The sequence below is a fragment of the Pseudomonas sp. NBRC 111131 genome (assembly GCF_001320525.1).
Taxonomy (GTDB): Bacteria; Pseudomonadota; Gammaproteobacteria; order Pseudomonadales; family Pseudomonadaceae; genus Aquipseudomonas; species Aquipseudomonas ceruminis.
Genome location: NZ_BCBH01000012.1, coordinates 126,961 through 149,005 on the forward strand (window position 1 = coordinate 126,961; position 22,045 = coordinate 149,005).

Here is a 22,045-nt window from a genome sequence, read left to right on the forward strand (position 1 = left end):
CGACGGTTCAATGACCACCCTCATGCAGGGCCAGGCTCTGGCGTAGCTGCGCGAGCAAGGCGGCGCGCAATGTCTCAGGGGCCTGGATACGGATGGAAGCGGCCTGGGACAGCAGCCAGCCCATCAGCGCACGGCTGTCATCGACGGTCGCATCGAGTGTCGCACCGCCCGTGTCTTGGGCGGCCAGGCGCATGTCGTCGGACAGCGGCTGCTCCTGAAGCCGCCGGGCCAGGCCGTCGTCCACCCAGGCACGCAGTTCGATCTTTTGCGCAGGGGTCAGTGCATCCGGTTGCAGGCGCTGGGCCTGGGCAAAGCTCAAGCCCGGCTGCCAGTACCAGCCATAGGGCATGCCCTTGTTGTTGCAATGCACCGGGAACAGCGCCGCCAGTTCGTTGAGGTCACGCTCGACCGTGCGCTTGCTGGTCTTGTAGCCAGCGCAGGCCAGTGCCATCTGCAGCTGCGCAGTGCTCATGCCGGGGTGACGGTCGGGCAGCAACTTGAGCAGTTGCCACTGGCGGGCGATGGTGTGGCGGGTAGGGTTGCTTGGCAAAGGGCTCGTCCTTGAGGCCAGGCGCACGGCGCGCCTGAGTGATGGCATATAGCTATTGCGCAGAGCATAACGCTTTCAGTGGATCGGATCCAAGTTTTAGCCGAGCCAGCCTGCAGCGCCTGTGCGTCGTTGTGACGCGCAAGGCCCGCCGCACGGCGGCAATCCGCCGCTACCACGGCACCTGCAATAGACTATCTCGATATCCGGCCTTTTCACTGCGGCCCAACAGGCATATGGTGTACGCCGTCCATGTTCCCTGGAGCTTCCATGTCCAACCGTTTCCCTTCCGTCCGCCCCCGCCGCCTGCGTCAGAACGAGTCCCTGCGCACCATCTTCCAGGAGACGGAGTTCCGCCTCGAAGACCTGATCCTGCCGATCTTCGTCGAGGAGGGCATCGATGACTTCGTGCCGATCACCAGCATGCCGGGGGTCAACCGCATCCCCGAAAAACTGCTGGCCCAGGAAATCGAGCGCTATGCCCGCGCCGGGATCAAGTCGGTAATGACCTTCGGCGTTTCCCACAACCTGGATGCCACCGGCAGCGACACCTGGAACGAAAACGGCCTGGTTGCACGCATGGCGCGTATTTGCAAGGACAGCGTGCCGGAAATGGTGGTGATGTCCGACACCTGCTTCTGCGAATACACCAGCCACGGCCATTGCGGTGTGCTGCACGACCATGGCGTGGACAACGACGCCACCCTCGCCAACCTTGGCAGGCAGGCCGTGGTTGCCGCCGCCGCCGGTGCCGACTTTATCGCGCCGTCGGCCGCCATGGACGGGCAGGTCCAGGCGATCCGTGGCGCACTGGACGGCGCAGGTTTCCATGACACCGCAATCATGGCCTATTCGACCAAGTTCGCCTCGTCGCTGTATGGCCCATTCCGCGAAGCGGGCGGCACGGCGCTCAAGGGTGATCGCAAGAGCTACCAGATGAACCCGATGAACCGCCGTGAAGCGGTGCGCGAATCGCTGCTCGACGAGCAGGAGGGGGCCGATGTGCTGATGGTCAAGCCGGCCGGCGCCTACCTCGACGTGATCGCCGACATCCGCGCGGCGTCGCGCCTGCCACTGGCCGCGTACCAGGTCAGTGGCGAGTACGCCATGATCAAGTTCGGCGGCCTGGCCGGTGCCATCGACGAAGGCCGGGTGGTGCGTGAAAGCATCGGTGCGATCAAGCGGGCAGGCGCCGACTTGATCCTGACCTATTTCGCCATGGACCTTGCACGCGAAGGCATCTGACGGCAAAAAACACGCGAGAAATCGTTGAGCGTGGAATTATTTAGTGTCCCTGTGTATCTGATGCCAAGGAGCCACAGCTACAGGGACACTGGGATGAAATCACGCAAGAAAACCGTCAAGCCCATCGGCTTGAAAGATATCACCATCGTCGACGATGCCAAGATGCGCAAGGCGATCACCGCCGCTGCGCTGGGCAACGCCATGGAATGGTTCGACTTTGGCGTCTATGGCTTCGTCGCCTACGCGCTGGGCAAGGTGTTTTTCCCTAATGCCGACCCCAGCGTGCAGATGATCGCAGCGCTGGCTACCTTCTCGGTACCTTTCCTGATTCGACCCTTGGGTGGCCTGTTCTTCGGCGCCCTGGGTGACAAATTCGGACGACAGAAAATCCTCGCCGCGACCATCGTCATCATGTCGCTCAGCACCTTTGCCATCGGCCTGATACCGTCCTACGCCTCGATCGGTATCTGGGCGCCGATCTTGCTGTTGTTGGCAAAAATGGCCCAGGGCTTCTCGGTGGGTGGTGAGTACACCGGTGCGTCGATTTTCGTCGCCGAGTACGCACCGGACCGTAAGCGAGGCTTTTTGGGCAGTTGGCTGGACTTCGGTTCGATCGCCGGTTTCGTGTTGGGGGCAGGCGTGGTGGTGCTGATTTCCACCATCATGGGCGAGGAGAAGTTCCTTGAGTGGGGCTGGCGCCTGCCATTCTTCCTGGCCTTGCCACTGGGCATCATCGGCCTTTACCTGCGCCATGCGCTGGAGGAGACTCCGGCATTCCAGCAGCACGTCGACAAGCTTGAGCAGGGTGACCGCGAGGGCCTGGCATCGGGGCCGAAGGTGTCGTTCAAGGAGGTCGCCACCCAGCATTGGCGCAGCCTGATCACCTGCATCGGTGTGGTGATCGCCACCAACGTCACCTACTACATGCTGCTCACCTACATGCCCAGCTATCTGTCGCACAACCTGCACTACAGCGAAGACCACGGTGTGCTGATCATCATCGCGATCATGGTCGGCATGTTGTTCGTGCAGCCGATTATCGGCCTGCTCAGTGACAAATGGGGCCGCCGGCCATTCATCATCGTCGGCAGCGTCGGCCTGTTCGCCCTGGCGATCCCGGCCTTCATGCTGATCAACAGCGGCAAGCTCGGGGTGATTTTCGCCGGTCTGCTGATCATCGCCGTGCTGCTCAACTTCTTCATCGGTGTGATGGCCTCGACGTTGCCGGCGATGTTCCCCACTCACATCCGCTACAGCGCCCTGGCCAGTGCTTTCAACATCTCGGTGCTGATCGCCGGCCTTACGCCGACCCTCGCCGCCTGGCTGGTGGAAAGTACCGGCGACCTCTACATGCCCGCTTACTACCTGATGGTGATTGCAGCAGTTGGCCTGATCACCGGGTTGACCATGAAAGAAACCGCCAACAAGCCCCTGCGCGGTGCTGCGCCTGCCGCGTCGGACATCGACGAGGCCCGTGAGCTGCTGCAGGAGCATCACGACAACATCGAGCAGAAGATCGAGGATATCGACGAACAGATCGCTGACCTGGAGGCCAAGCGCAAGCTGCTGGTGCAGCAACACCCGCGGATCGAGTAAGCTCTGGGCTTGTTCACTCAGTAGATTAACGAGATGGCCGAGGGTTTTTCCGCGCTGCCGCCACTCAATGCCCTGCGGGTGTTCGAGGTGGTGGCGCGGCACCTCAACTTCCGCCTGGCGGCGGACGAACTGGGGGTTACCCAGGCTGCCGTGGCGCAACAGGTCCGCGGGCTCGAGGCGAACTTGGGCATCAAGCTGTTCGAACGGCTGCCCAGGGGCCTGAGCCTCACCGGTGCCGGCCAGCGCTACAGCAGCGACATCCGCAGCGCCTTTGCCCTGATCAGCAGTGCGACCCAGGCACTCAGGCCAGATGGCGCGCAGCTGACGGTCAGTGTCACCCCGACCTTTGCCGCGAAGTGGCTGATCCCGCGGTTGTCGTCGTTCACCGCGCAGCATCAGGGCATCGACCTGCAGGTGCTGGCCACCGACCGCTTGTCACAGTTTCGCCCGGAGGGCGTGGACATTGCCGTGCGCTATGGGCGGCCGCCCTTTGGCCCGGCACTCAACACCGAACTCTTTCTCCAGCAGCGCATCGTTGCCGTCGGTAGCCCTGCATTGTTGCAAGCTTCGGGGGCGCCCCACGACCTGCAGCAATTGCAGCGCTACACCTTGCTGCATGACGCCCACAACTTCTGGCCAGACTTCATCAGCGATGTGTTCCAGCAGCCGCTGCAGGCACCGGCGCGCAATGTCCGCTTCAACCAGACCGCACTGGCCATCGATGCGGCCATTGCGGGCCAGGGGCTGGCGTTGGCCAGTTACTATTTCGTCCAGAGCGACATCGCGGCAGGGCGCCTGGCGCTGGCCTTCGACCACGAACTGCGTCTGGACCAAGCCTTTTACCTGGTGTGGCCGCGCAATGCCTACCAGCCACCCGCGCTGGCGACTGTGCGTGCCTGGTTGATCGAACAGGCGCAGCAGCCAATAGATTTTCTATCGAGTGATTGAAGTGTGAGTGGCTCTCTGCACCGTGCCCCCTGGTGCTAGGCTGATCCCATCATCCATGCACACTGAGCTCGACAAGGGGGCCTCATGGCAGTTGAAAAGGTAGCAATCGTGATCGCGGGCGGTAGCGGTATGGGCGCAGCGGCAGCCAGGCGCCTGGCCGCCGACGGCTTCAAGGTCGGTATCCTGTCGTCCTCGGGCAAAGGTGAGGCGCTGGCCAAGGAACTGGATGGGATCGGGGTCACCGGCAGCAACCAGTCAAATGACGATATCCAGCGCCTGGTCGAGGCCGTGGTTGCCAAATGGGGGCGCGTCGATGTACTGGTCAACAGCGCCGGCCACGGCCCGCGTGCGCCGATCCTGGAGCTCAGCGACGAAGACTGGCACCAGGGCATGGAAACCTATTTGCTCAACGTCATCCGTCCGGCCCGCCTGGTCACGCCGATCATGCAGCGCCAGCAGGGCGGGGCGATCATCAACATTTCCACCGCGTGGGCGTTCGAACCAAGCGAACTGTTCCCTACCTCGGCGGTGTTTCGGGCGGGGCTGGCGGCGTTCAGCAAGATCTTCGCGGACACGTATGCCGGCGACAACATCCGTATCAACAATGTGCTGCCAGGCTGGATCGACAGCCTCCCAGCCACCGACGAACGCCGCGACAGCGTACCGCTCAAGCGCTACGGCACCCGCGAGGAAATCGCGGCCACCGTGGCATTCCTGGCCAGCGAGGGGGCGGCGTATATCACCGGGCAGAACATCAAGGTCGACGGCGGCATAACCCGCAGCGTCTGACCCGGTTGTTCAGGGCAACAGCTTCTCGCGGGCCAGCGTGCCTTTGAGGGTGCGTTCCACCACGTCGACCAGCACCATGGTCTGGTGGTCCACTTCGATGTTGATCAGCTCGCCGGCCTTGTAGCCGGCGAAGGTCGTCTGGCGCAGGGTTTCGGGTATCAGGTTGATGGTAATCAGCGTGTCGTCCACGTCGGCGACGGTCAGGCTGCAGCCGTTGACGCCCAGGAAACCGCGGGGGAACACGTACTTGGCCCACGTCGGTGGCATGCGGAACGTGATGAAAGCCCCGGTCTCCTTGATCGACAACTCAACGATCTCGGCGGTGGTGGCGATGTGGCCGGCCATCAGGTGGCCGCCGACTTCGGCGTTCATCTTCGCCGAGCGCTCGATGTTGACACCCTGGCCCGCCTGGAAGAAGCGCAGGTTGGTGCGTTCCAGGGTGGCGGTCATGGCGTCGAACTTGACCTGAGACCCGTTGATTTCGGTGACCGACAGGCAGGTGCCTTCGACACTGACGCTGGCGCCGATCTTCAGCTCATCGAGCAGCTCGGGGGTAAGGTCGATGGTGAACTGGTTGTGGCCCGGGTAGGTGGCCACATCAAGCAGAGGGCGAACGGCCTGGACGATGCCGGTGTACATGGAAGTGCTCCTGGGCTCTGGAAACATAAGCTTTCGCAAACTATGCCCGTGAGCCCGGGAATGCAAGCGGCGCCAGGTGGTGATGCCGCTAGAACTTCAGTTGCCACTGCCCGACCACGGCATGGTTACGGCTGTTGTTGCCCAACTCGCCGCTGTAACCCACGCCAATGGTCTGCCGCGCACTCAGACCCAGGTCCACCCCCGCCTAGGCCACCAGGCTGTCACGGTCGATTGCGCTGCCTTCGACACTGAACGCATCCCCACCCGCCAGAAATGCCTGGCGTGTACGGGTGTCGATGCTGCCATAGGTATGGCGCCAGCCCAGCGTCGCCCGCGGTGTCAAGCTCATGCCGTTGTCCAACTGCCCCAGGTGCGCCACGCGCAAGCCAAAGGTGCTGCTGAAGGTGTGCTGGGTATCGGCATCCACGGCCAGGGCCGCATCACCGCCTGTTTCCCGATAGCTGTCGCGGTGGTAACGCTGGTAGCCCAGGGTGGCGAACGGCTCGGCGCTCAGGCGGCCATTGCCCAAGGCATAACCCAGCTCAACGAAGGCCTGCTGGCTGTCGGCATCGTAATCACCCTTGAGGCGCTCTTCGAAGTCGCTGAAGGCCACGTTGCGTTTGCTGTCGCCGTCATGGCTGCTGTACGCCGCGCCCAGACGCAGTGCCAGCGGGCCGCTCTGGCGCTGGGCGTACACCCCGGCGTGCCAGCTGCGCACGCTGCCATCCAGGCCGGTGCTGTCCAGGCGCGTGCGCGAATAACCGCCCAGCACGCCCAGGCGCCATTCACCGCCCAGCGCCCAGTCGATACCGAGTACGCCACCGCCGGTACGCTGCTCCAGGGCGCTGGCACCCTGGCTGCCATCGATCTTGCCGTAACTGCCCAACGCCTGCGCCCAGACCCGCCCTTGGGCGTTCGGGTCATTGAGGTTGCGCGCCTCACGCGGCACGCCGGTGGCGGCCAGGGCAGGGCTGTCACTGTCATTCAGGCCGACCTGCAGGCCAGCGTTGCTGCCCATCGATTGCATCGCGCCAAGCATGCTGCTGCCGACCTGGGTGGTCGCAGCCAACGTGGCCGCCGCGAGGTTGGCGGTGTTGCTGCCGGCCAGTTGTTCGATGGCATGGCCGGCGCTGCTGGCGCTGGTGCCGAGCACGGCGTTGTACAGCCTGCTGTCCGGGGCGAGGCTATCCAGGCTGCGGGCCGCGGCGGCGCCGTTGCCGCTGTGGGCATAGTGTTCGAAGGCAATGTCGTTGCGGCGGTAGGCCAAGGTCACTGCGTTGCTGGCGTAGGCCAGGGAGGGGGTGAGGAAGGCATAGTCGCTGCTGACCTGGGCAAAGGTACCGTTGACGGTACCGGCAGTGAGTACGGTGTACTGGCTCTGCCATGGATATTCGCCTGGGCTCGGCTGCACGCGCAGCGTGGCGCCGGTCAGGTTTGCCACGCCACTGACGCTGATGGGGGCGCTGCTGCCATCGGCATTTACCCCGTACACCAGGCTCGCGCCTTGGCCAAACGTCAGGTCGCCCTTGACCTGCGCCACGCCCAGGTCGGTATTGGTCAGCAGCGTGCCGTCGACGCGCAGGCCACCGACTGCGCCGCCGCCGGCGTAGAGAGCCCCTTGATCGACCTGTATCTGGCCAAGGATGCTGCCTTGGTTGATCAGCGTCGCGCCGCTGGCCACCACACCCCCCTGGCTGAAGTCGTCGACACTGCTCAGGGTCCAACTGCCGCCAGTCACACGTAACGTTTCGAAGTTGCGGCTGTTGCCGAAGCTGCCAGTACCGTCCAGGGTGACGCTGTCGATACCCGCGCCGCCATCGACCAGCCCTTTGAACACACCACCGGTCGCGACCACCAGGTGGTCGTTGCCTGCCCCCATGCTCAGGGCCAGGCCATTGCCACCGCTGATGGTGCCTCGGTTGATCACGGTGTCGTCGTACTCGCCGATCAACTTGACGCCGAAGCCACCTTCGCCTTCGATACGGCCGGCGTTGTCGATGTAGGTGGCAGCCACGCCGGCCCCCTCGGCACCGTCGTCGACCAGGACGCCGTTGTCGACGCTGCGGATCAGCCCACTTGCGGTGTTGACGATGCTGCCGCCACCCATGGCGATGCCCTCACTGCCGTTGGGCCTGCCGCCGCTGTCGACGCCTTTGGCGCCCAGGCCCTGGATGGTCCCGGCGTTGTACACGTGGCCGACCAGGTCGATGTCGACGCCATCGCCGTCGCCATTGACCTTGCCGTCGGCGATGGCGCCCGTGATGGTGCCGTAGTTGTACACCGTACCGCTGCCATCGGAGCCAAAGCCCGAGCCGTTGCGGCCGGTGATGCTGGCGCCCTCGTAGTTGTACAGGGTGGCATCGGTCTTCAGGTCGACACCGTGGCGGTCGGCGCTGATGGTGCCGTAGTTGTGCACGGTGACGCCGGTCGAGGTGCCGATCTTGATGCCGTCGTACTTCTGATCGAGGCCGTTCTTGTCCTGTGGCGCGGTGTCGGTGTAGATCAGCCCGTAGTTGGTTATCGTGGCGTTGGAGCCGGTCTTGATCGCATCGTTACCCACCGCGTGGATGACGCCACCGGCCTGGTTGAGCAGGGTCGTGGTGAAGGCAGGGTTGTTGAGGGATTCCAGGTCGATGGCTTGGCCGTCGACGGTGGACTCGATGGTGCCCGCGTTGATGATCTTCAGGCTGCCGCCCGCCAGCGGGTTGGTCTGCAGGCGCAGGCCGTCATTGGTGCCCTGGATCAGCGCACCGGCCTGGTTGCTGATGACAAAGTGGCTGAGGTCTTCGCCGTCACTCTTGGAATCGATGCCGCGGCCGTCGGTGGAGCGGATGAGGCCGGCGTTGTCCACGCTGACGGTGGCACCGCTGGTGTGTTTGGGCAGGATCACACCATCGTCGTCACCGGCCACGATACTGCCCGTGGAGGCCACCTCAAGGGTGTCCGACTTTTTCAGTTCCAGCGTGCCGGTGGTGGCGCTGTCGATCAGGTAGTCCTTGGCCAGGACGGCAGGGGCGAGGGCGGCGCAGGCCAGTGCGATGCACAGGGCCAGTCGGTTGGGCGTGAACGGCATTGAGCGACCATGGTGAGTGTTCAGGGGCGCTCAATATGGCTATCGGATATTACGGTTTCATGGAGCCTGTTCCGCCAGCGAAGAGGCCGTGAGGCCTTACACATGCCCGCTGCTGTTCACGATCCTCAGGCACAGTGCCTCGTAAGGGTCCAGGTTGACCATCAGCCGGCCGTCTTCGGTGAGGTCACCTTCGACCGTTTCGTTGATCATGTCCACCACCGGCCCAGGCGTGAAACCTGTCAGTTGTAGCTGCTCGGCAATCACCTCCTGACCAAAGTTCAGCGCGCTGATTTGTATGCCGCGCCCAGCCGGCAGCTCGTGCACCATCACCAGCAAGCCGGGGCTACTGACCTCCGGCACCAGCACCTGGCGGCTGGTGGCAATGCCATAGGCCTGGCGCACGGCGAGGAGTTTTTTCACCTTGCTGGCGAACGAATCGCTGTTTTCCAGTTGGCTGTCGAGGCTGCCATACAGCGAACGGGCCCGCGGCATGCCACGTACCGAGGCCTCGGCTTGTGGGGCGAGCCCTGCCAGGTCGTAGCCCCCGCGGTGGATCCAGCGGGTGTCGCCATCGACCATCTTTTCTGCCACCGCCTCGGCCGGCAGCGGTAGGGCACCGACCAGGTCCCAACCCGATAGCGCGACTACACCGGGTTGCATGGCGTTGTACATGACCAGCAGCAGGTGCACTTTCTGGATCAGTTCGATGTCTGTCGCACCGATGGCCTCCAGGTCGCGAATACCCAGCGCCGCCGTGATCAGGCTGGCGGTGGTGCACGAAATGCCGTTGGTGACGAAGCGCAGGTTGTAAGGTGCATGCTCGCCAGACAGACGTTCATAGATTTCCTCGCGGATATGCTCGCGCAGGATGCTGCCGGGCAAGGTCTGGCCTTTGTACAGGTACATGTCATGGGCGTGCAGGGTCCAGAAGTGCACCAACTCGACGGTAAGTTCGTCGTGGTTCTGCAGGGCATGGATCAAGGACGCCGGGTCGATACCGAAACTGTGCATCTCTTTGAGCATCAGGCGCAGGAATTCGGTATCGCCTGTCAGCAATGCGTGCTGGTAGGCCGGGCGCGTGATGAAGTCATAGGACAGGTCGGCCCCGCCCTTGGACATCTGCGCGATGTCGTCCAGCGTCAGGTTCAGCTCCTGGAAGCTGAAACCGCCGGCCTTGCGGATCATGCCGCCAATGAGCTGGTTGCCGACGATCGACAACGGATGGCTCTCGGACCAGGCGGTACCGCTTGCGCGGGTCTCTACGCCGAGAAACCCGTTGGCATCCAGGCGCAGGCCGCGTGCACCCAGGCAGTCCAGCGCATGCAGGGCATCGCCGATGATCATCTGCTGGGCGGCAAAGCTTGGGTCAAGCCAGTTGAGTGACGGTTGGCCTTCCTTGAAATAGTGCAGGTAGACCCAGCGCCGGGTCTTGCCGTCGACCCCGGTGATCGGTGGGGTCACGCTCCAGTCGGTTTCCTTGACCCCCGGCTCGAAGAAGATCACCCGTTGCAACTGCCCGACGATGTAATGGTGCGCCTTGAGCTCATCGCACTGCGCCGGCAGCAGGTTGACGGCATCCCGGCCAGCAGGCACGTCGGGCAGCAGCGGCCAGTCTTCCTCACGGATCTCGACCATGTGGTAGAGGCCGGGGTAGGCGCCGTGGGCCAGTTCGGCCAGGCGAAAATCCGTGCCTTTGCCAGTGTGCGAGGGGATCAGGTCGTCGATGGTCACCGCGTTGTGTGCAGCAGCCATGCGGCTCATCTGCACCAGCGCCTGCTCGGTGCCGTAAAGCGGGTCGATGTCGAAGCTGATGCGGTCGAAATTGCCGTCGACGCTGGGGGTGTACTCCCGTCCACGCACGCCGCCGGACTGCTTGATAGGGCCGGTATGGATACCTTGCACGCCGATTTCAGACAGGCGCTTCCACAAGGTTTGGTGACCCAGCGCGTCCAGTACCGAGCACCCTTCGGGGGCGATGATGGCATCGGGGTAGACGGTCAGCCACACCGAGGCGATTTCAGTGGCGCGGCGCGGCTGTGCCTCGGCATAGGGGTTGAGCCACAGGCGCGACTGGCCAGAATAGAGGCGGGCCCGCTCCTGCGAGGCCTTGAGCATGGAGCGGTCTTCGAGCCATTTGACGTATGACGGGTCTGGTTGGGTCATGTCGCGTCCTCTCTGCGTGTCGGCACCGGCTCAGGTTATGACGGCATTGGCGACGGAACGTTCGGCTAAAGACACATACCGACCCTCACCCTTCACCGCGCTGGCGGGTGGCCTGCCAGCACAGCAGCGACCCGGCTGTAACCAGCAGCGCACCTTGCCAGAACTGCAGACCCAACTGTGCACCGAGCCACGCGGCGGCAAAGGCCGAGGACAACACTGGGGCAAAATAGGAGGCCGTTGCCATCAACGTCAGGTTGCCGCGCAGGATGCCGATGTTCCACAACGCGTATCCGCCGGCCATGCCCACAGCCGCCGCCAGCAACTCCAGGCCATGGCGCAGGGAGAAGGGCGGCAGCGTCTCGTTGCTTACCAGGTACTGCAGCCAAAGGACGGCGGCGGTCAGCACGAAGAACAGCACCACATGGCTCTGGCCATTGGCGTAGCGACGGGTCACGTTGCAGTACAGGGCGAAGGTGATCGCGCAGGTTGCCGCCAGCCCATAGCTGAGCGGGTTGGAGGTGATATTTTCGCGGATACCCGCCAGCGACAGGCCGTCGGTGCTCACCACCCAGAGAATGCCCAGCAGGGCGATGGCGGTGCCGGGGACGATGATCCAGCGGGCGGGCTGGCGGTTCATGGCGATCGCCAGCAGTATCGTCAGGCTTGGCCACAGGTAGTTGACCACCACCAGCTCAATGGCCTGGGTGCGGCTGACGGCATAGCCCAGCGCCAGGCACAGGCAGATTTCGTAGGCGACGAACAGTGCGCAGCCTGTTACCAAATAGAACCGCGACGCCTGGCGCAGGCGGGGTCGGCCTAGCAGCATGACCAGCAGGGCGGCCCCCAGGGTGTAGATCAGTGCGGCGCCGCCCACCGGGCCAAAGTGCTCGCTGACACTGCGGATCAGGCCGCTGGCCGTGCTCCACAGCAGGATCGCCGCCAGGCCGCAGGCGGTGGCGGCAGGGCCGCTGGTGATGCGCATGGGGTGCTCCAGTGTCTGAGACTTTTTCGGTTCGGCACAATACCTTGTTGTCGGGCAATGCGCAGGCCTCAGCGCCGTGCCGACAATTGCTGGGGGGCGAGGAAGGCATCATGGAAGTAATTGCGCAGCGCCTGCATCGCCGGGCTGAATGCTCGCTCGCGGTGCCAGGCCAGGCCGACGCTCATGGGGGTGACCGGGTCGCTGATGGTCACTGTTTCGATGCGCTTGCCTTCCAGCGACCAGGGGCGGTGCACCAGGTCCGAGAGGATTGCCACGCCACTGCCATTGGCAACCATGCTGCGCACTGCCTCGACCGAGCTGGTGCGTACCCGCACGCGGGGCCGCTGGCCGGCCAGCTCCCAGTAGCGCATGGCGCTTTGCTCGGCTTCGTCCACGGTGAGCAGAATGAACGGCTCGTGGGCGACATCGGCCAGGCTCACCGCCGAGCGTTCGCACAGCGGGTGATGGCTGGGCAGCCACAGCCGGCGTTCGGAGTTGAACAAGGTTTCTGAAACGATATCCGGGTGGGTAAGGTTAGCGGTCAGCACCACCGCCATGTCGAAGCGGCCCTCCAGCAGGCCTTGCTCGATAGCGCTGCGTTCCTGCTCGTGCACCTCCAGCGTGACATCCGGGTGCCAGTGCCCCAGGCGCTGCAAATGGTGCGGCAGAAAGTAGCCGATCACTGTGTAGCTGGCCGCCAAACGCAGCAACCCACTGGCGCGAACGTCCGGCAGTGGGCTGTTAAGTGCATCGTCCACGCTGCGCAGGATCACATAGGCACGGTTGAGAAAGTGTCGCCCGGCATCTGTCAGGCTCATACCCTGGGCCGAGCGCTGAAACAGCAGTGACCCGAGCATGGCTTCCAGCTCCTTGATTGCGGTGGTGACAGCGGACTGGGAAATATTGAGGTGGATTGCCGCTTGCGAAATCTGGCCGATCTCGGCGGTGGCGACAAAATAACGGACTTGGCGCAGAGTCAACGACACGAGAAACACTCCTGGGTATCTGTTTTTCAGAAGACACCCTATCTGTTTATAGATCTACCCAAGGGGTAGCAGAGAATCTAACGTGGCCGGTACGCAGTCACAAGTACCTGGAGAACTGGCATGCAGGCAGTGGATTTCAACTCGGACATGGGCGAAGGCTTCGGCCCGTGGACCATCGGCGATGGCGTCGATAATGAGCTGATGGCCTTCATCAGCTCTGCCAATATCGCCACTGGTTTTCATGCGGGCGACCCAGGCACCATGCGTCGCACGGTCGAGCGTGCCAAGGCGCTGGGTGTGGCGGTCGGTGCCCACCCCGGCTTTCGAGACCTGGTCGGGTTCGGCCGTCGGCACATCAATGCGCCGGCCCAGGAGCTGGTCGACGACATGCTCTATCAGCTTGGTGCTCTGCGCGAAATTGCCCGTGCCCAGGGCGTTCGGCTGCAGCACATCAAACCCCACGGCGCGCTGTACATGCACCTCGCTCGCGATGAAGAAGCCGCGCGGCTGCTGGTACAGCACCTGCGGGTGATTGAGCCTGAACTGCTGCTTTACTGCATGCCCGGTTCGGAAATCTGCCGGGTGGCGCAGGAATGCGGGCAGCCGGTGGTGCGCGAGTTCTACGCCGATCGTGAGTACGACCTGAGCGGCTCAATCGTGTTTACCCGCAACGTGCGTGGCCATGAGCCGCAGCGGGTCGCCGAGCGCGTGCTGCGCGCCTGCCAGCAAGGCCTGGTGCGTACCGTAGAGGGACAGGACCTGGCCATCGAGTTCGATTCCATCTGCCTGCACAGCGACACACCGGGTGCGCTCGAGCTGGTCCAGGCCACCCGTTCGGCACTGGATGCCGCCGGCATCGAGGTGCGCACACCGCGTTGAATCACGGGCACCCGGGGCACAGACCCCGGGGCCGCTGTACCGCATTGTTTTTTGCCTGCCTTACGAATAAAGATTCCAAAAAGGAGCAGACATGGCCGAGCCGCTTGCCAGTACCCCGATCCGCTACAGCTTCGGTGCCGATGAGCATCTGTTTGCCGAGGTCAGCGACAGCATGTCGCTCGAGGCCTTCTTCAAGGGCATGGCCGTTACCCGCGCCGTGGAGCGCCTGGCCTTGGAGGGCGTGCTCGATATCTGCCTGGCCAATGCCTCGTTCCAGATTCGCTTCGACCCTGACCGCATCGCCCCGGCAGCCCTGCTGGAGGCTGTGAAGGGCGCTGAAGCCGAGGCTGTGGCAGAACGTGCGTTGCACACCCGCATCATCGAGATCCCGGTGCTGTACAACGACCCCTGGACCCACGAAACCCTGATGCGTTTTCGCGACCGCCACCAGGACCCGGACAGCACCGACCTTGAATACGCCGCGCGCATCAACGGCCTGGCCGACGTCGAGGCATTCATCGCTGCGCACAGCGGCGCGCCGTGGTTCGTATCGATGGTCGGCTTCGTCGCCGGCTTGCCGTTCATGTTCCAGATGGTCGAGCGTGAGCGACAATTGCAAGTGCCCAAGTACCTTCGCCCACGCACCGACACACCAAAACTGACCCTCGGCCACGGTGGTTGCTTCGGGTGCATCTACTCGGTGCGCGGTGCCGGGGGTTACCAGATGTTCGGGGTGACCCCGGCACCGATCTATGACCCTCAACAGACCCTTAGTTACCTGAAGGCGCACATGGTGTTCTTCCGCCCAGGTGACATCGTCCAGTTCAAGCCCATCGATCGTCAGGCCTATGACCAGGCGGTGGCGGAGGTGGAGGAGGGGTGCTTCGACTTGCGCATCCGCCCCGTGGAGTTTTCCCTGGATGCATTTCTGGCCGACCCGGTCGGCTACCCCCGATCGTTGCAGGAGGCGCTGGCATGATCAAGGTACTCAAACCTGGCCTGGCCACTTCGGTGCAGGACCTGGGTCGAGAAGGCTATTACCACCTGGGCATTCCGCCCTCGGGTGCGCTTGACCAATACGCCTTGCGCGCGGCCAACCACCTGGTTGGCAACCCGGCCGGGGCAGCGGGCCTTGAGTGCGCGCTGGTGGGGCCGGAGTTGGAATTCCAGCAGGATGCGCTGGTGGCAGTGTGCGGGGCGCAGATGCCGGCCTTGCTCGATGGCCGCGAGCAGCGGCCTGACACTGCCTTTGCGGTCAGGGCCGGGCAGGTGCTGCGCTTTGCCTTCCCCACTGCAGGGGCACGGGCGTACCTGGCGGTCGCGGGCGGTATCGATGTGCCCGAAGTGCTGGGCAGCCGCTCTACCTATGCATTGGGTGCGTTGGGCGGCTATCACGGTCGCAAGCTGGTGGCGGGCGATGTGCTGCCAGTGGGGCTGCCCAGTGGCAAGGCGCGCGCCGGTGCCAGCCTGCCAATGGCCTTGCGCCAGGCGCTGGGTGGGGAGGTGGTGTTGCGGGTGGTGCCAGGCTTGTACTTCCACCGCCTGACCGAAGCAGCCGCGAACAGTTTCTTCACCGATGCTTGGACGGTCGGCTCCGAGGCTGACCGTATCGGCTATCGCTACAAAGGCGGAAACGCACTGAGCTTCCGCCCGCGTGAGCAGCCCTTTGGTGCCGGTTCGGATCCGTCCAACATCGTCGACAGCTGCTACCCGATCGGTTCGATCCAGGTACCGGCAGGGCTGGAACCAATCATCCTGCACCGCGATGCGGTATCCGGTGGCGGCTACGCGATGATCGGCACGGTGATCAGCGCCGACCTGGACCTGATCGGGCAGATGCAGCCGAACCAGCAGGCCAGATTCTTGCCGGTGAGCATGGAAGGGGCCCTGGAAGCGCGGCGGTCGTACCAGAAGAAACTGGGGTATCTGGGCCGGTTGTTCAGCTGATCGATGGGGGGCAGGCACCCCATCAGTCGCGTCAGAAGCTGTACTTGGCAGTCAGCATCATGTTGCGCGGCGCCCCCCAGGTGTCGCCGGCATAGTCCACTGAACTGGCGATGGCCGAGTAGTACTTGCGATCGAACACGTTGTTGGCGTTGAGTTGCAGGTCGAGGTGCTTGTTGACCTGGTAGCCCGCCATCAGGTCGGTGACCGCATACGCCCCCTGGATCAGCCGGTACTCGCTGCCATCGGCCACCGTGAAGTCGTTGTAGATGCGGCTCTGCCAGGAAATGTTGCCCCCCACCCGCAGTTTTTCCAGCGGGCCCTGGAAGCGGTAGGTGGTGGTCAGCTTGAACATGTGCTCCGGGGTGTCGGTGTCGAAGCGCTGGTTCACGTTGCCTGGGTTGGCCGCGTCCTTGAGCGTATGCACGCGGGCGTAAGTGTAGCCGGCACCGATCTGCCAGTGCTGGGTCAGCGCACCTTGCAGTTCCATGTCGATACCCTGGCTGCGCACTTCGCCGGAGGCTTCATAGCAGGCCGATTGCGGGCAGTCCGGCACGAACACCTGCACGGCGCGATTTTCCTGGTCGATGCGGAACAGCGCGATGCTGGCGTTGAGTGCGCCGCCGAAATATTCGCCCTTGATGCCGATCTCGTAGTTTTTGCCCACGATTGGCTTGACTGGCGTGCCCGAGGTGCCCTTGGAGCTCTGCGGGGTGAAGATGTCGCTATAGCTCACGTACACCGAGTGCTGGTCGTCGAGGTCGTAGATCAGGCCGGCGTAGCGGGTGACATTGCGGGTGACCTTGTAATCGCCTTCGCCGTCCCGGTTATCGTAGTCATACCAGTCCAGGCGGCCGCCAAGGATCAGCTTGAGCGGGTCAGCCAGGCTCAGGCGGGTGGTCATGTACACACCTTCCTGGGTGGTGACTTCACGGGTGTTGCCGGTATGCACGAAGTTCGGCTTGCCAGCGTTCAGTGGCCAGTTGGTGTCATAGGGGCTGTAGTTTCGGGTGTCCATGTCGTAGATGCGTTTGCTGGCACCCACCACCAACTCGTGAGTGCGGCCAAAGGCCTCGAACGGGCCGCTGACGAAGCCGTCCAGGCCGGCCTGGTTTTCCTGGTGCCTGGACTGGTACACCGTGCGCGACAGCGGCGCCTGCAGACCGGCCCAGCGCGACTGATAGGAGCCGGTGAATGTTGCGTTCTGCTCGGAATAATTGGCGTTGACCTGGAGCTTCCAGTCATTGGCCAGGCGCTGGCGGACTTCGGCGAATACGGTATTGATGTCCTGGTCTTTGTTCTCCCAGTCAGTGCCAGGGTTGTAGGCGCGCGAGAAGCCCATGTGATGGCCGTCCAGCGCGGTTGGCATGGCGCCCCAGAAGTAGTTGGTCTTGTCCTTCTGATGGGAGAAGCCGAGGGTCAGGCTGGTGTCTTCGGAAAGGTCAGCCTCGGTGACTGCATAGAACAGGCCGTGGTTTTCTTCGGCGTCATCGATGTAACTGTTGGCATCGTGGTACGACGCCACCACGCGCCCACGCAGCGTGCCACTGTCGTTGAGCGGGCTGGACGCGTCGATTTCACCGCGGTAGTTGTCCCAACTGCCAGCAGCGCCGGTCAGGGTGACTTTCTGTTCGGCCAGTGGGCGCTTGCGCACCAGGTTGATCGCCGCCGACGGGTTGCCGGCCCCGGTCACCAGGCCAGTGGCCCCGCGCACGATCTCGACCCGGTCGAACATGGCCAGGTTCGGCTGGGCACCGACCGTCCAACCTTGATAACCGCTCGGAATGCCATCGTACATCAGGTTATCGATGTCGAAGCCGCGTGCCGAATAGGTCTGTCGGCCCGGGCCATTGGAATAGTCGAGGAACAGCCCCGGGGTGGCCTTGACCACATCGTTGATGCTGGTCATGGCCTGGTCATCCATGCGCTGGCGGGTGATCACGGTCACGGCCTGCGGGGTCTCACGCAAGCTTAGTGGCAGCTTGGTGGCGGTGGACATCGCGCCGGTGGTGTAAGACTGCGAGCCTTCGGTGGTACTGCCCAGTTGATCAGAGCTGATTTCGGTGGCACCCAGTTCCAATGTGGCGGGCTGGCCATCGTCGGCCAGTGCTGGAGGGATGATGGCCATGTACACGGCCATGGCGAGCAGATTGCGAGCGGGGAGGGAGCGCATGGGCGCCAGGTACGACGGCATGGGAGAGAGGATCCTGTGACAGGTAATTGCGAATGATTATGAGAACTATTGGCAATAAGTGTGTCAGGATACGTCGCAGGGTGAAAGTCTGTGGCGCCAGGAAATTCACGAATTTTTCACATTTTTTGTAATGGCGCCGGGCTGCGTCACGCGTTGGGGGGCCGACGCACCTACGTGATGGACCGTGGGGAAGGCGCTAGGGTGACGTGGGGCGTGTGACCTGTTTGCCCCGTTGGCTGGCAACTTCCTGCGCTTGGCCGTCCCGCTGCTTGCCTTGGCGCGCCAGCCCCTCGAGTTGTGGAATCAACATGCCCTCGGGCAGATGCCGCCAGAACCGGCCGGGCATGTGCAAGCGCAGCGCGTCCGGGTTGAGCCGGGCAGGGTTGAAGGTATGGCGATAATAAGTACGCCACAGTTCGGCGCCGGGGTCGTCGGCATTGCGCGCCCATTGCCGCCAATCGTCAGGGCAACTGTGCCGATAATCAAAATCCTTGCCATCGAAGCGGATGCCGTCCTGCGGTGTGGCGATCAGCCAGCGTAGCCGGCCCAGACGGTCAGCGAAGTGCCCGCTGGCACTGAGCAGAATGTCATGGGCCGGTTCGTGATAGGCCACCAGGTCCAGTTGCAATTGGGCTGCCAAGGCGTCTGGCAAAGGCACGAAACGCACGAAGGCATGCAGGTGATGCGCCTCGCGGCTGACCTGTTTGATGCGTCGATGCAGTTCGCTGCCCAGGCGGTCTCCGGCCAGCATCGCCGTGCGGTCACCATGGGCCACGCGCCAGAGCACTTCGTAAAGCAGGTTCCAGCGCTGTTCGCCGCGGTAGCGGGCAGCCTGCTCCAGCAGGCCCAGCAGGGCTGCGGGCACCTTGGCGCGAAAGGGGCCGGGGTGGGTGGGCAATGCTGCTGGTACGGCCAGCAGATCGTCGATCGGGCCTTGCCCCCAGGTGACCTCGGCTGGGTCGATGCCATGGGCGAGCAAGGCCCGAGCCTGCTCGCGCCAGGTGCCGAAGCAGCCGCCGCAATCGAGTGCGATCACCCCCACAGCCCCATCTGCAGCGGAGCCTGCGGTTCGCGCAGGCGCTCGCGCAGCAGGCCGCTGCGCAGTTCGGCCTGGGCCGGGCGATAGTCGCTGGTGACGATGAACGGCCGCGCCTTGTCCAGCACGCAGCGCAGTTGGATCAGGTCGTCATAGCGCACGCGTCGCTCGCGGCGTAGGGCCACCAGCCGCTGCACACTGCGCAGGCCGATGCCGGGGATACGTGCCAACAAGGCAGGTTCGGCGCGGTTCACATCCAGTGGGAACACCTCTCGATTGGCCAGCGCCCACGCCAGCTTGGGGTCGATGTCCAGCGCCAGGTTGCCGCTCTGGCCAAGCAGCTCACCCGCTTTGTAGCCGTACCCGCGCAACAGGAAATCCGCCTGGTACAGGCGGTGCTCGCGCAGCAGTGGCGGGGCCGCCAACGGCACGCTGCCGGGGCTGTCTGGGATCGGGCTGAAAGCTGAGTAGTACACGCGTTTGAGCCCGTACCCTTGGTACAGAGATTCGGCGTTGCGCAGCAGTGTGCTGTCGTCCGTGGCGTCGGCCCCTACGATGACCTGGGTGCTTTGCCCGGCCGGGGTGAAGCGCGGTGCTTTCGGTTCACCCGCCACGGCCTGTTGGCCCTGGTGGATGACGCCCATGGCCTGGCGAATGGTGCGCGCCTGTTTTTCCGGTGCCAGGCGCTTGAGACTGGCCTCGGTGGGCAGTTCGATGTTCACGCTCAGGCGGTCTGCCAGGCGGCCGGCTTCTTCGATCAGCAGCGGGTCGGCGTCGGGGATGGTCTTGAGATGGATATAGCCACGGAAGTTGTGCTCTTCACGCAGCAGGCGCGCCACCCGGATCAGCTGCTCCATGGTGTAGTCGGCCGACCGGATGATGCCGGAACTCAGGAACAGGCCACTGATGCAGTTGCGACGATAGAAGTCCAGGGTCAGGCGCACCACTTCCTCGGGTGTGAAGCGCGCCCGCGGCACATTGCTCGAGCGCCGGTTGACGCAATACTGGCAGTCGTACAGGCAGAAGTTGGTCAGCAGGACCTTGAGCAGCGACACGCAGCGGCCGTCGGGGGTGTAGCTGTGACAGATGCCCATGCCATCGGTGGCGCCCAGGCTGTCGCCGCCACGCGAGCTGCGTTTGGGCGCGCCGCTGCTGGCGCAAGAAGCGTCGTATTTGGCGGCGTCGGCCAGGATGCCGAGTTTGGCGATGAGTTGCATGGGATGTCTCGCGATACTGATTATTCATACAGTATTTTGAGATGCAGTCGATTGCAAGGGATAAAAATCGGCAGCGGTGGAGCACGTACAAGCGTGATACCCGACAAAAGCCCTCAGCTAAGCTTGGTGCTGGACGTTACGGATAGCAACCTAGCAGGAGTAAACATGAACATCACGCTCAAGTCGAAACTTGCCCTGGCGGGCTTTACCTTGGCCTGGAGCGTGCTCAGCGCCCAGGCCGCCGAGAACAGGAAAGTCGATGTGCTGCTGGTGGGCGGGGGCATCATGAGTTCGACCCTGGCGGTGTGGCTCAATGAACTGGAGCCGGGCTGGTCGATGCAGATGGTCGAGCAGCTGGACAAGGTGGCGGAAGAAAGCTCCAACGGCTGGAACAACGCCGGCACCGGTCACTCGGCGCTGGCAGAGCTCAACTACACCCCGGAGAAGGACGGCAAGATCGATATCAGCAAGGCGGTGGAGATCAACGAGTCGTTCCAGATCACCCGCCAGTTTCTCGCCTGGCAGGTCAAGCAGGGCGTGCTGAAGAATCCTCATTCCTTCATCAATACCACCCCGCACATGAGCTTCGTCTGGGGTGATGACAACATCAGGTTCCTCAAGAAGCGTTACGAGGCGCTGCAGGCCAGCCCGCTGTTCAAACCTATGCAGTACTCCGAAGATCATGAGCAGATCCGCAAATGGGTACCGCTGATGATGGAGGGCCGTGACCCTAACCAGAAGCTGGCGGTGACCTGGACGCCGATCGGTACCGACGTCAACTTCGGCGAGATTACCCGCCAGTACGTGGCCTACCTGCAGAGCCGGCCGAATTTCGACCTGGCGTTGTCCAGCGAGGTCCAGGACATTACCCGTAACGATGATGGCTCCTGGCACGTGGAGTACAAGAACCTCAAGGACGGCAGCAAGGCGGCCACCGATGCCAAGTTCCTGTTCATCGGCGCTGGCGGTGCGGCGTTGCCCCTGCTGCAGAAGTCGGGGATCGAGGAGGCCAAGGATTATGCCGGCTTCCCGGTGGGCGGTTCCTTCCTGGTCACTGATAACCCGGCCATCGCCCAACGGCACATGGCCAAGGCTTACGGCATTGCCGCCACCGGTGCGCCGCCGATGTCGGTACCGCACTTGGATACCCGTGTCCTGGACGGCAAGCGGATGATCCTGTTCGGGCCGTTCGCGACCTTCTCGACCAAGTTCCTCAAGCAGGGCTCACTGCTTGACCTGTTCGCCAGCGTCAACGTGCACAACACCTGGCCGATGGTGCGTGTGGGCGTGCGCGAATTTGACCTGGTGCAGTACCTGGTCGGCCAGGTGCTGCAATCGGACGATGACCGTTTCGAAGCGTTGCGCACCTACTTCCCTGAAGCGAAGAAAGAGGATTGGCGGCTGTGGCAGGCTGGCCAGCGGGTGCAGATCATCAAGAAGGACGACAGCCAGGGCGGCGTGCTCAAACTGGGCACCGAAGTGGTCACGTCCAAGGACGGCACTATCGCCGGCCTGCTGGGTGCTTCGCCGGGTGCTTCGACCGCGGCACCGATCATGCTCGACCTGCTGAACAAGGTGTTCAAGGACAAGGTGGCCTCGCCGGACTGGCAAGCCAAGATCAAACAGATCGTGCCATCGTATGGCATACACCTGAACGATCATCCGGACCAGGTGCAGAAGGAGTGGGCGTACACCAATGAAGTGCTGCAACTGAACCCTCCGACGGCGGGGGAGGTGCAGTAGCGTTTGCTCAGCAGCCCGTCGCCGGATTGCCCGCGACGGGCTGCAGCGGCCCCATTTCGGAACA

At 63.4% G+C, this 22,045-nt stretch carries 16 protein-coding genes and 1 pseudogene; 8 read left to right on the forward strand and 9 right to left on the reverse strand.

What is annotated here, in order from left to right; all coding sequences use genetic code 11:
- Positions 1-7 precede the first annotated feature (7 nt).
- Positions 8-550, reverse strand: coding sequence for a WYL domain-containing protein (locus APH34_RS13800; protein WP_054901585.1), 543 nt, complete (start codon positions 548-550; stop codon positions 8-10).
- Positions 551-817: 267 nt separating this feature from the next.
- Here APH34_RS13800 and hemB point away from each other — a divergent pair, with 267 nt between their 5' ends.
- The 4 genes from hemB (at position 818) to APH34_RS13820 (ending at position 5,125) form a co-directional block, all read left to right on the forward strand.
- The gene (gene hemB, locus APH34_RS13805) at positions 818-1,792 is read left to right on the forward strand and encodes a porphobilinogen synthase (protein ID WP_054901586.1); all 975 of its coding nucleotides are present in this window, start codon (positions 818-820) and stop codon (positions 1,790-1,792) included.
- 93 nt (positions 1,793-1,885) lie between these two features.
- Entirely contained in the window at positions 1,886-3,388 is a 1,503-nt protein-coding gene (gene proP, locus APH34_RS13810) for a glycine betaine/L-proline transporter ProP (RefSeq protein ID WP_054901587.1), read from the forward strand.
- Between the two features lie 33 nt (positions 3,389-3,421).
- Positions 3,422-4,336: a LysR substrate-binding domain-containing protein gene (locus tag APH34_RS13815; protein WP_054901588.1), complete on the forward strand. Its 915-nt coding sequence runs from the start codon at positions 3,422-3,424 to the stop codon at positions 4,334-4,336.
- Between the two features lie 84 nt (positions 4,337-4,420).
- Positions 4,421-5,125, forward strand: coding sequence for an SDR family oxidoreductase (locus tag APH34_RS13820; RefSeq protein WP_054901589.1), 705 nt, complete (start codon positions 4,421-4,423; stop codon positions 5,123-5,125).
- A gap of 9 nt (positions 5,126-5,134) precedes the next feature.
- Here the strand turns inward: APH34_RS13820 and APH34_RS13825 are convergent, their stop codons facing one another.
- The 5 genes and pseudogenes from APH34_RS13825 to APH34_RS13845 all read right to left on the reverse strand — a co-directional run bounded on the left by APH34_RS13825 (position 5,135) and on the right by APH34_RS13845 (position 12,968).
- Complete coding sequence (locus APH34_RS13825; RefSeq protein ID WP_054901590.1) at positions 5,135-5,764, reverse strand: riboflavin synthase; 630 nt, start codon at positions 5,762-5,764, stop codon at positions 5,135-5,137.
- A gap of 88 nt (positions 5,765-5,852) precedes the next feature.
- A pseudogene (locus APH34_RS13830) lies at positions 5,853-8,837 on the reverse strand (autotransporter domain-containing protein).
- A 96-nt stretch (positions 8,838-8,933) separates the two neighbouring features.
- Positions 8,934-11,000: a maltose alpha-D-glucosyltransferase gene (gene treS, locus APH34_RS13835; RefSeq protein WP_054901591.1), complete on the reverse strand. Its 2,067-nt coding sequence runs from the start codon at positions 10,998-11,000 to the stop codon at positions 8,934-8,936.
- A gap of 85 nt (positions 11,001-11,085) precedes the next feature.
- Positions 11,086-11,982 carry an aromatic amino acid DMT transporter YddG gene (gene yddG, locus APH34_RS13840; protein ID WP_054901592.1) on the reverse strand — a complete coding sequence of 299 codons (897 nt, stop codon included), beginning with the start codon at positions 11,980-11,982 and terminating at the stop codon, positions 11,086-11,088.
- Positions 11,983-12,050: 68 nt separating this feature from the next.
- On the reverse strand, positions 12,051-12,968 hold the full coding sequence (locus APH34_RS13845) for a LysR family transcriptional regulator (RefSeq protein WP_054901593.1): 918 nt from the start codon (positions 12,966-12,968) through the stop codon (positions 12,051-12,053).
- A 120-nt stretch (positions 12,969-13,088) separates the two neighbouring features.
- Between APH34_RS13845 and APH34_RS13850 the strand changes: the two genes are divergently transcribed.
- The 3 genes from APH34_RS13850 (at position 13,089) to APH34_RS13860 (ending at position 15,794) form a co-directional block, all read left to right on the forward strand.
- The gene (locus APH34_RS13850) at positions 13,089-13,847 is read left to right on the forward strand and encodes a 5-oxoprolinase subunit PxpA (protein ID WP_054901594.1); all 759 of its coding nucleotides are present in this window, start codon (positions 13,089-13,091) and stop codon (positions 13,845-13,847) included.
- A gap of 91 nt (positions 13,848-13,938) precedes the next feature.
- Positions 13,939-14,826, forward strand: coding sequence for an allophanate hydrolase subunit 1 (locus APH34_RS13855; protein WP_054901595.1), 888 nt, complete (start codon positions 13,939-13,941; stop codon positions 14,824-14,826).
- Entirely contained in the window at positions 14,823-15,794 is a 972-nt protein-coding gene (locus APH34_RS13860) for a biotin-dependent carboxyltransferase family protein (protein WP_054901596.1), read from the forward strand. Before APH34_RS13855 ends, APH34_RS13860 begins: the two co-directional genes overlap by 4 nt.
- 31 nt (positions 15,795-15,825) lie before the next feature.
- Here the strand turns inward: APH34_RS13860 and APH34_RS13865 are convergent, their stop codons facing one another.
- From APH34_RS13865 to APH34_RS13875, 3 genes are all read right to left on the reverse strand, one after another.
- Positions 15,826-17,985, reverse strand: coding sequence for a TonB-dependent siderophore receptor (locus APH34_RS13865; protein ID WP_054901597.1), 2,160 nt, complete (start codon positions 17,983-17,985; stop codon positions 15,826-15,828).
- A gap of 196 nt (positions 17,986-18,181) precedes the next feature.
- Positions 18,182-19,027 (reverse strand): TIGR03915 family putative DNA repair protein, encoded by an 846-nt coding sequence (locus APH34_RS13870; protein WP_054901598.1) that lies wholly within the window; start codon positions 19,025-19,027, stop codon positions 18,182-18,184.
- Complete coding sequence (locus APH34_RS13875; RefSeq protein ID WP_054901599.1) at positions 19,018-20,238, reverse strand: putative DNA modification/repair radical SAM protein; 1,221 nt, start codon at positions 20,236-20,238, stop codon at positions 19,018-19,020. Before APH34_RS13875 ends, APH34_RS13870 begins: the two co-directional genes overlap by 10 nt.
- Before the next feature lie 165 nt (positions 20,239-20,403).
- Here APH34_RS13875 and mqo point away from each other — a divergent pair, with 165 nt between their 5' ends.
- Positions 20,404-21,981: a malate dehydrogenase (quinone) gene (gene mqo, locus APH34_RS13880; RefSeq protein WP_054901600.1), complete on the forward strand. Its 1,578-nt coding sequence runs from the start codon at positions 20,404-20,406 to the stop codon at positions 21,979-21,981.
- Positions 21,982-22,045 lie beyond the last annotated feature (64 nt).

Bases quoted from the DNA above. Each gene is read 5' to 3' on its own strand.
- hemB (WP_054901586.1), top strand. From the start codon at position 818: ATGTCCAACCGTTTCCCTTCCGTCCGCCCCCGCCGCCTGCGTCAGAAC.
- proP (WP_054901587.1), top strand. From the start codon at position 1,886: ATGAAATCACGCAAGAAAACCGTCAAGCCCATCGGCTTGAAAGATATC.
- APH34_RS13815 (WP_054901588.1), top strand. From the start codon at position 3,422: ATGGCCGAGGGTTTTTCCGCGCTGCCGCCACTCAATGCCCTGCGGGTG.
- APH34_RS13820 (WP_054901589.1), top strand. From the start codon at position 4,421: ATGGCAGTTGAAAAGGTAGCAATCGTGATCGCGGGCGGTAGCGGTATG.
- APH34_RS13825 (WP_054901590.1), bottom strand. From the start codon at position 5,764: ATGTACACCGGCATCGTCCAGGCCGTTCGCCCTCTGCTTGATGTGGCC.
- treS (WP_054901591.1), bottom strand. From the start codon at position 11,000: ATGACCCAACCAGACCCGTCATACGTCAAATGGCTCGAAGACCGCTCC.
- yddG (WP_054901592.1), bottom strand. From the start codon at position 11,982: ATGCGCATCACCAGCGGCCCTGCCGCCACCGCCTGCGGCCTGGCGGCG.
- APH34_RS13850 (WP_054901594.1), top strand. From the start codon at position 13,089: ATGCAGGCAGTGGATTTCAACTCGGACATGGGCGAAGGCTTCGGCCCG.
- APH34_RS13855 (WP_054901595.1), top strand. From the start codon at position 13,939: ATGGCCGAGCCGCTTGCCAGTACCCCGATCCGCTACAGCTTCGGTGCC.
- APH34_RS13860 (WP_054901596.1), top strand. From the start codon at position 14,823: ATGATCAAGGTACTCAAACCTGGCCTGGCCACTTCGGTGCAGGACCTG.
- APH34_RS13865 (WP_054901597.1), bottom strand. From the start codon at position 17,985: ATGCCGTCGTACCTGGCGCCCATGCGCTCCCTCCCCGCTCGCAATCTG.
- APH34_RS13875 (WP_054901599.1), bottom strand. From the start codon at position 20,238: ATGCAACTCATCGCCAAACTCGGCATCCTGGCCGACGCCGCCAAATAC.
- mqo (WP_054901600.1), top strand. From the start codon at position 20,404: ATGAACATCACGCTCAAGTCGAAACTTGCCCTGGCGGGCTTTACCTTG.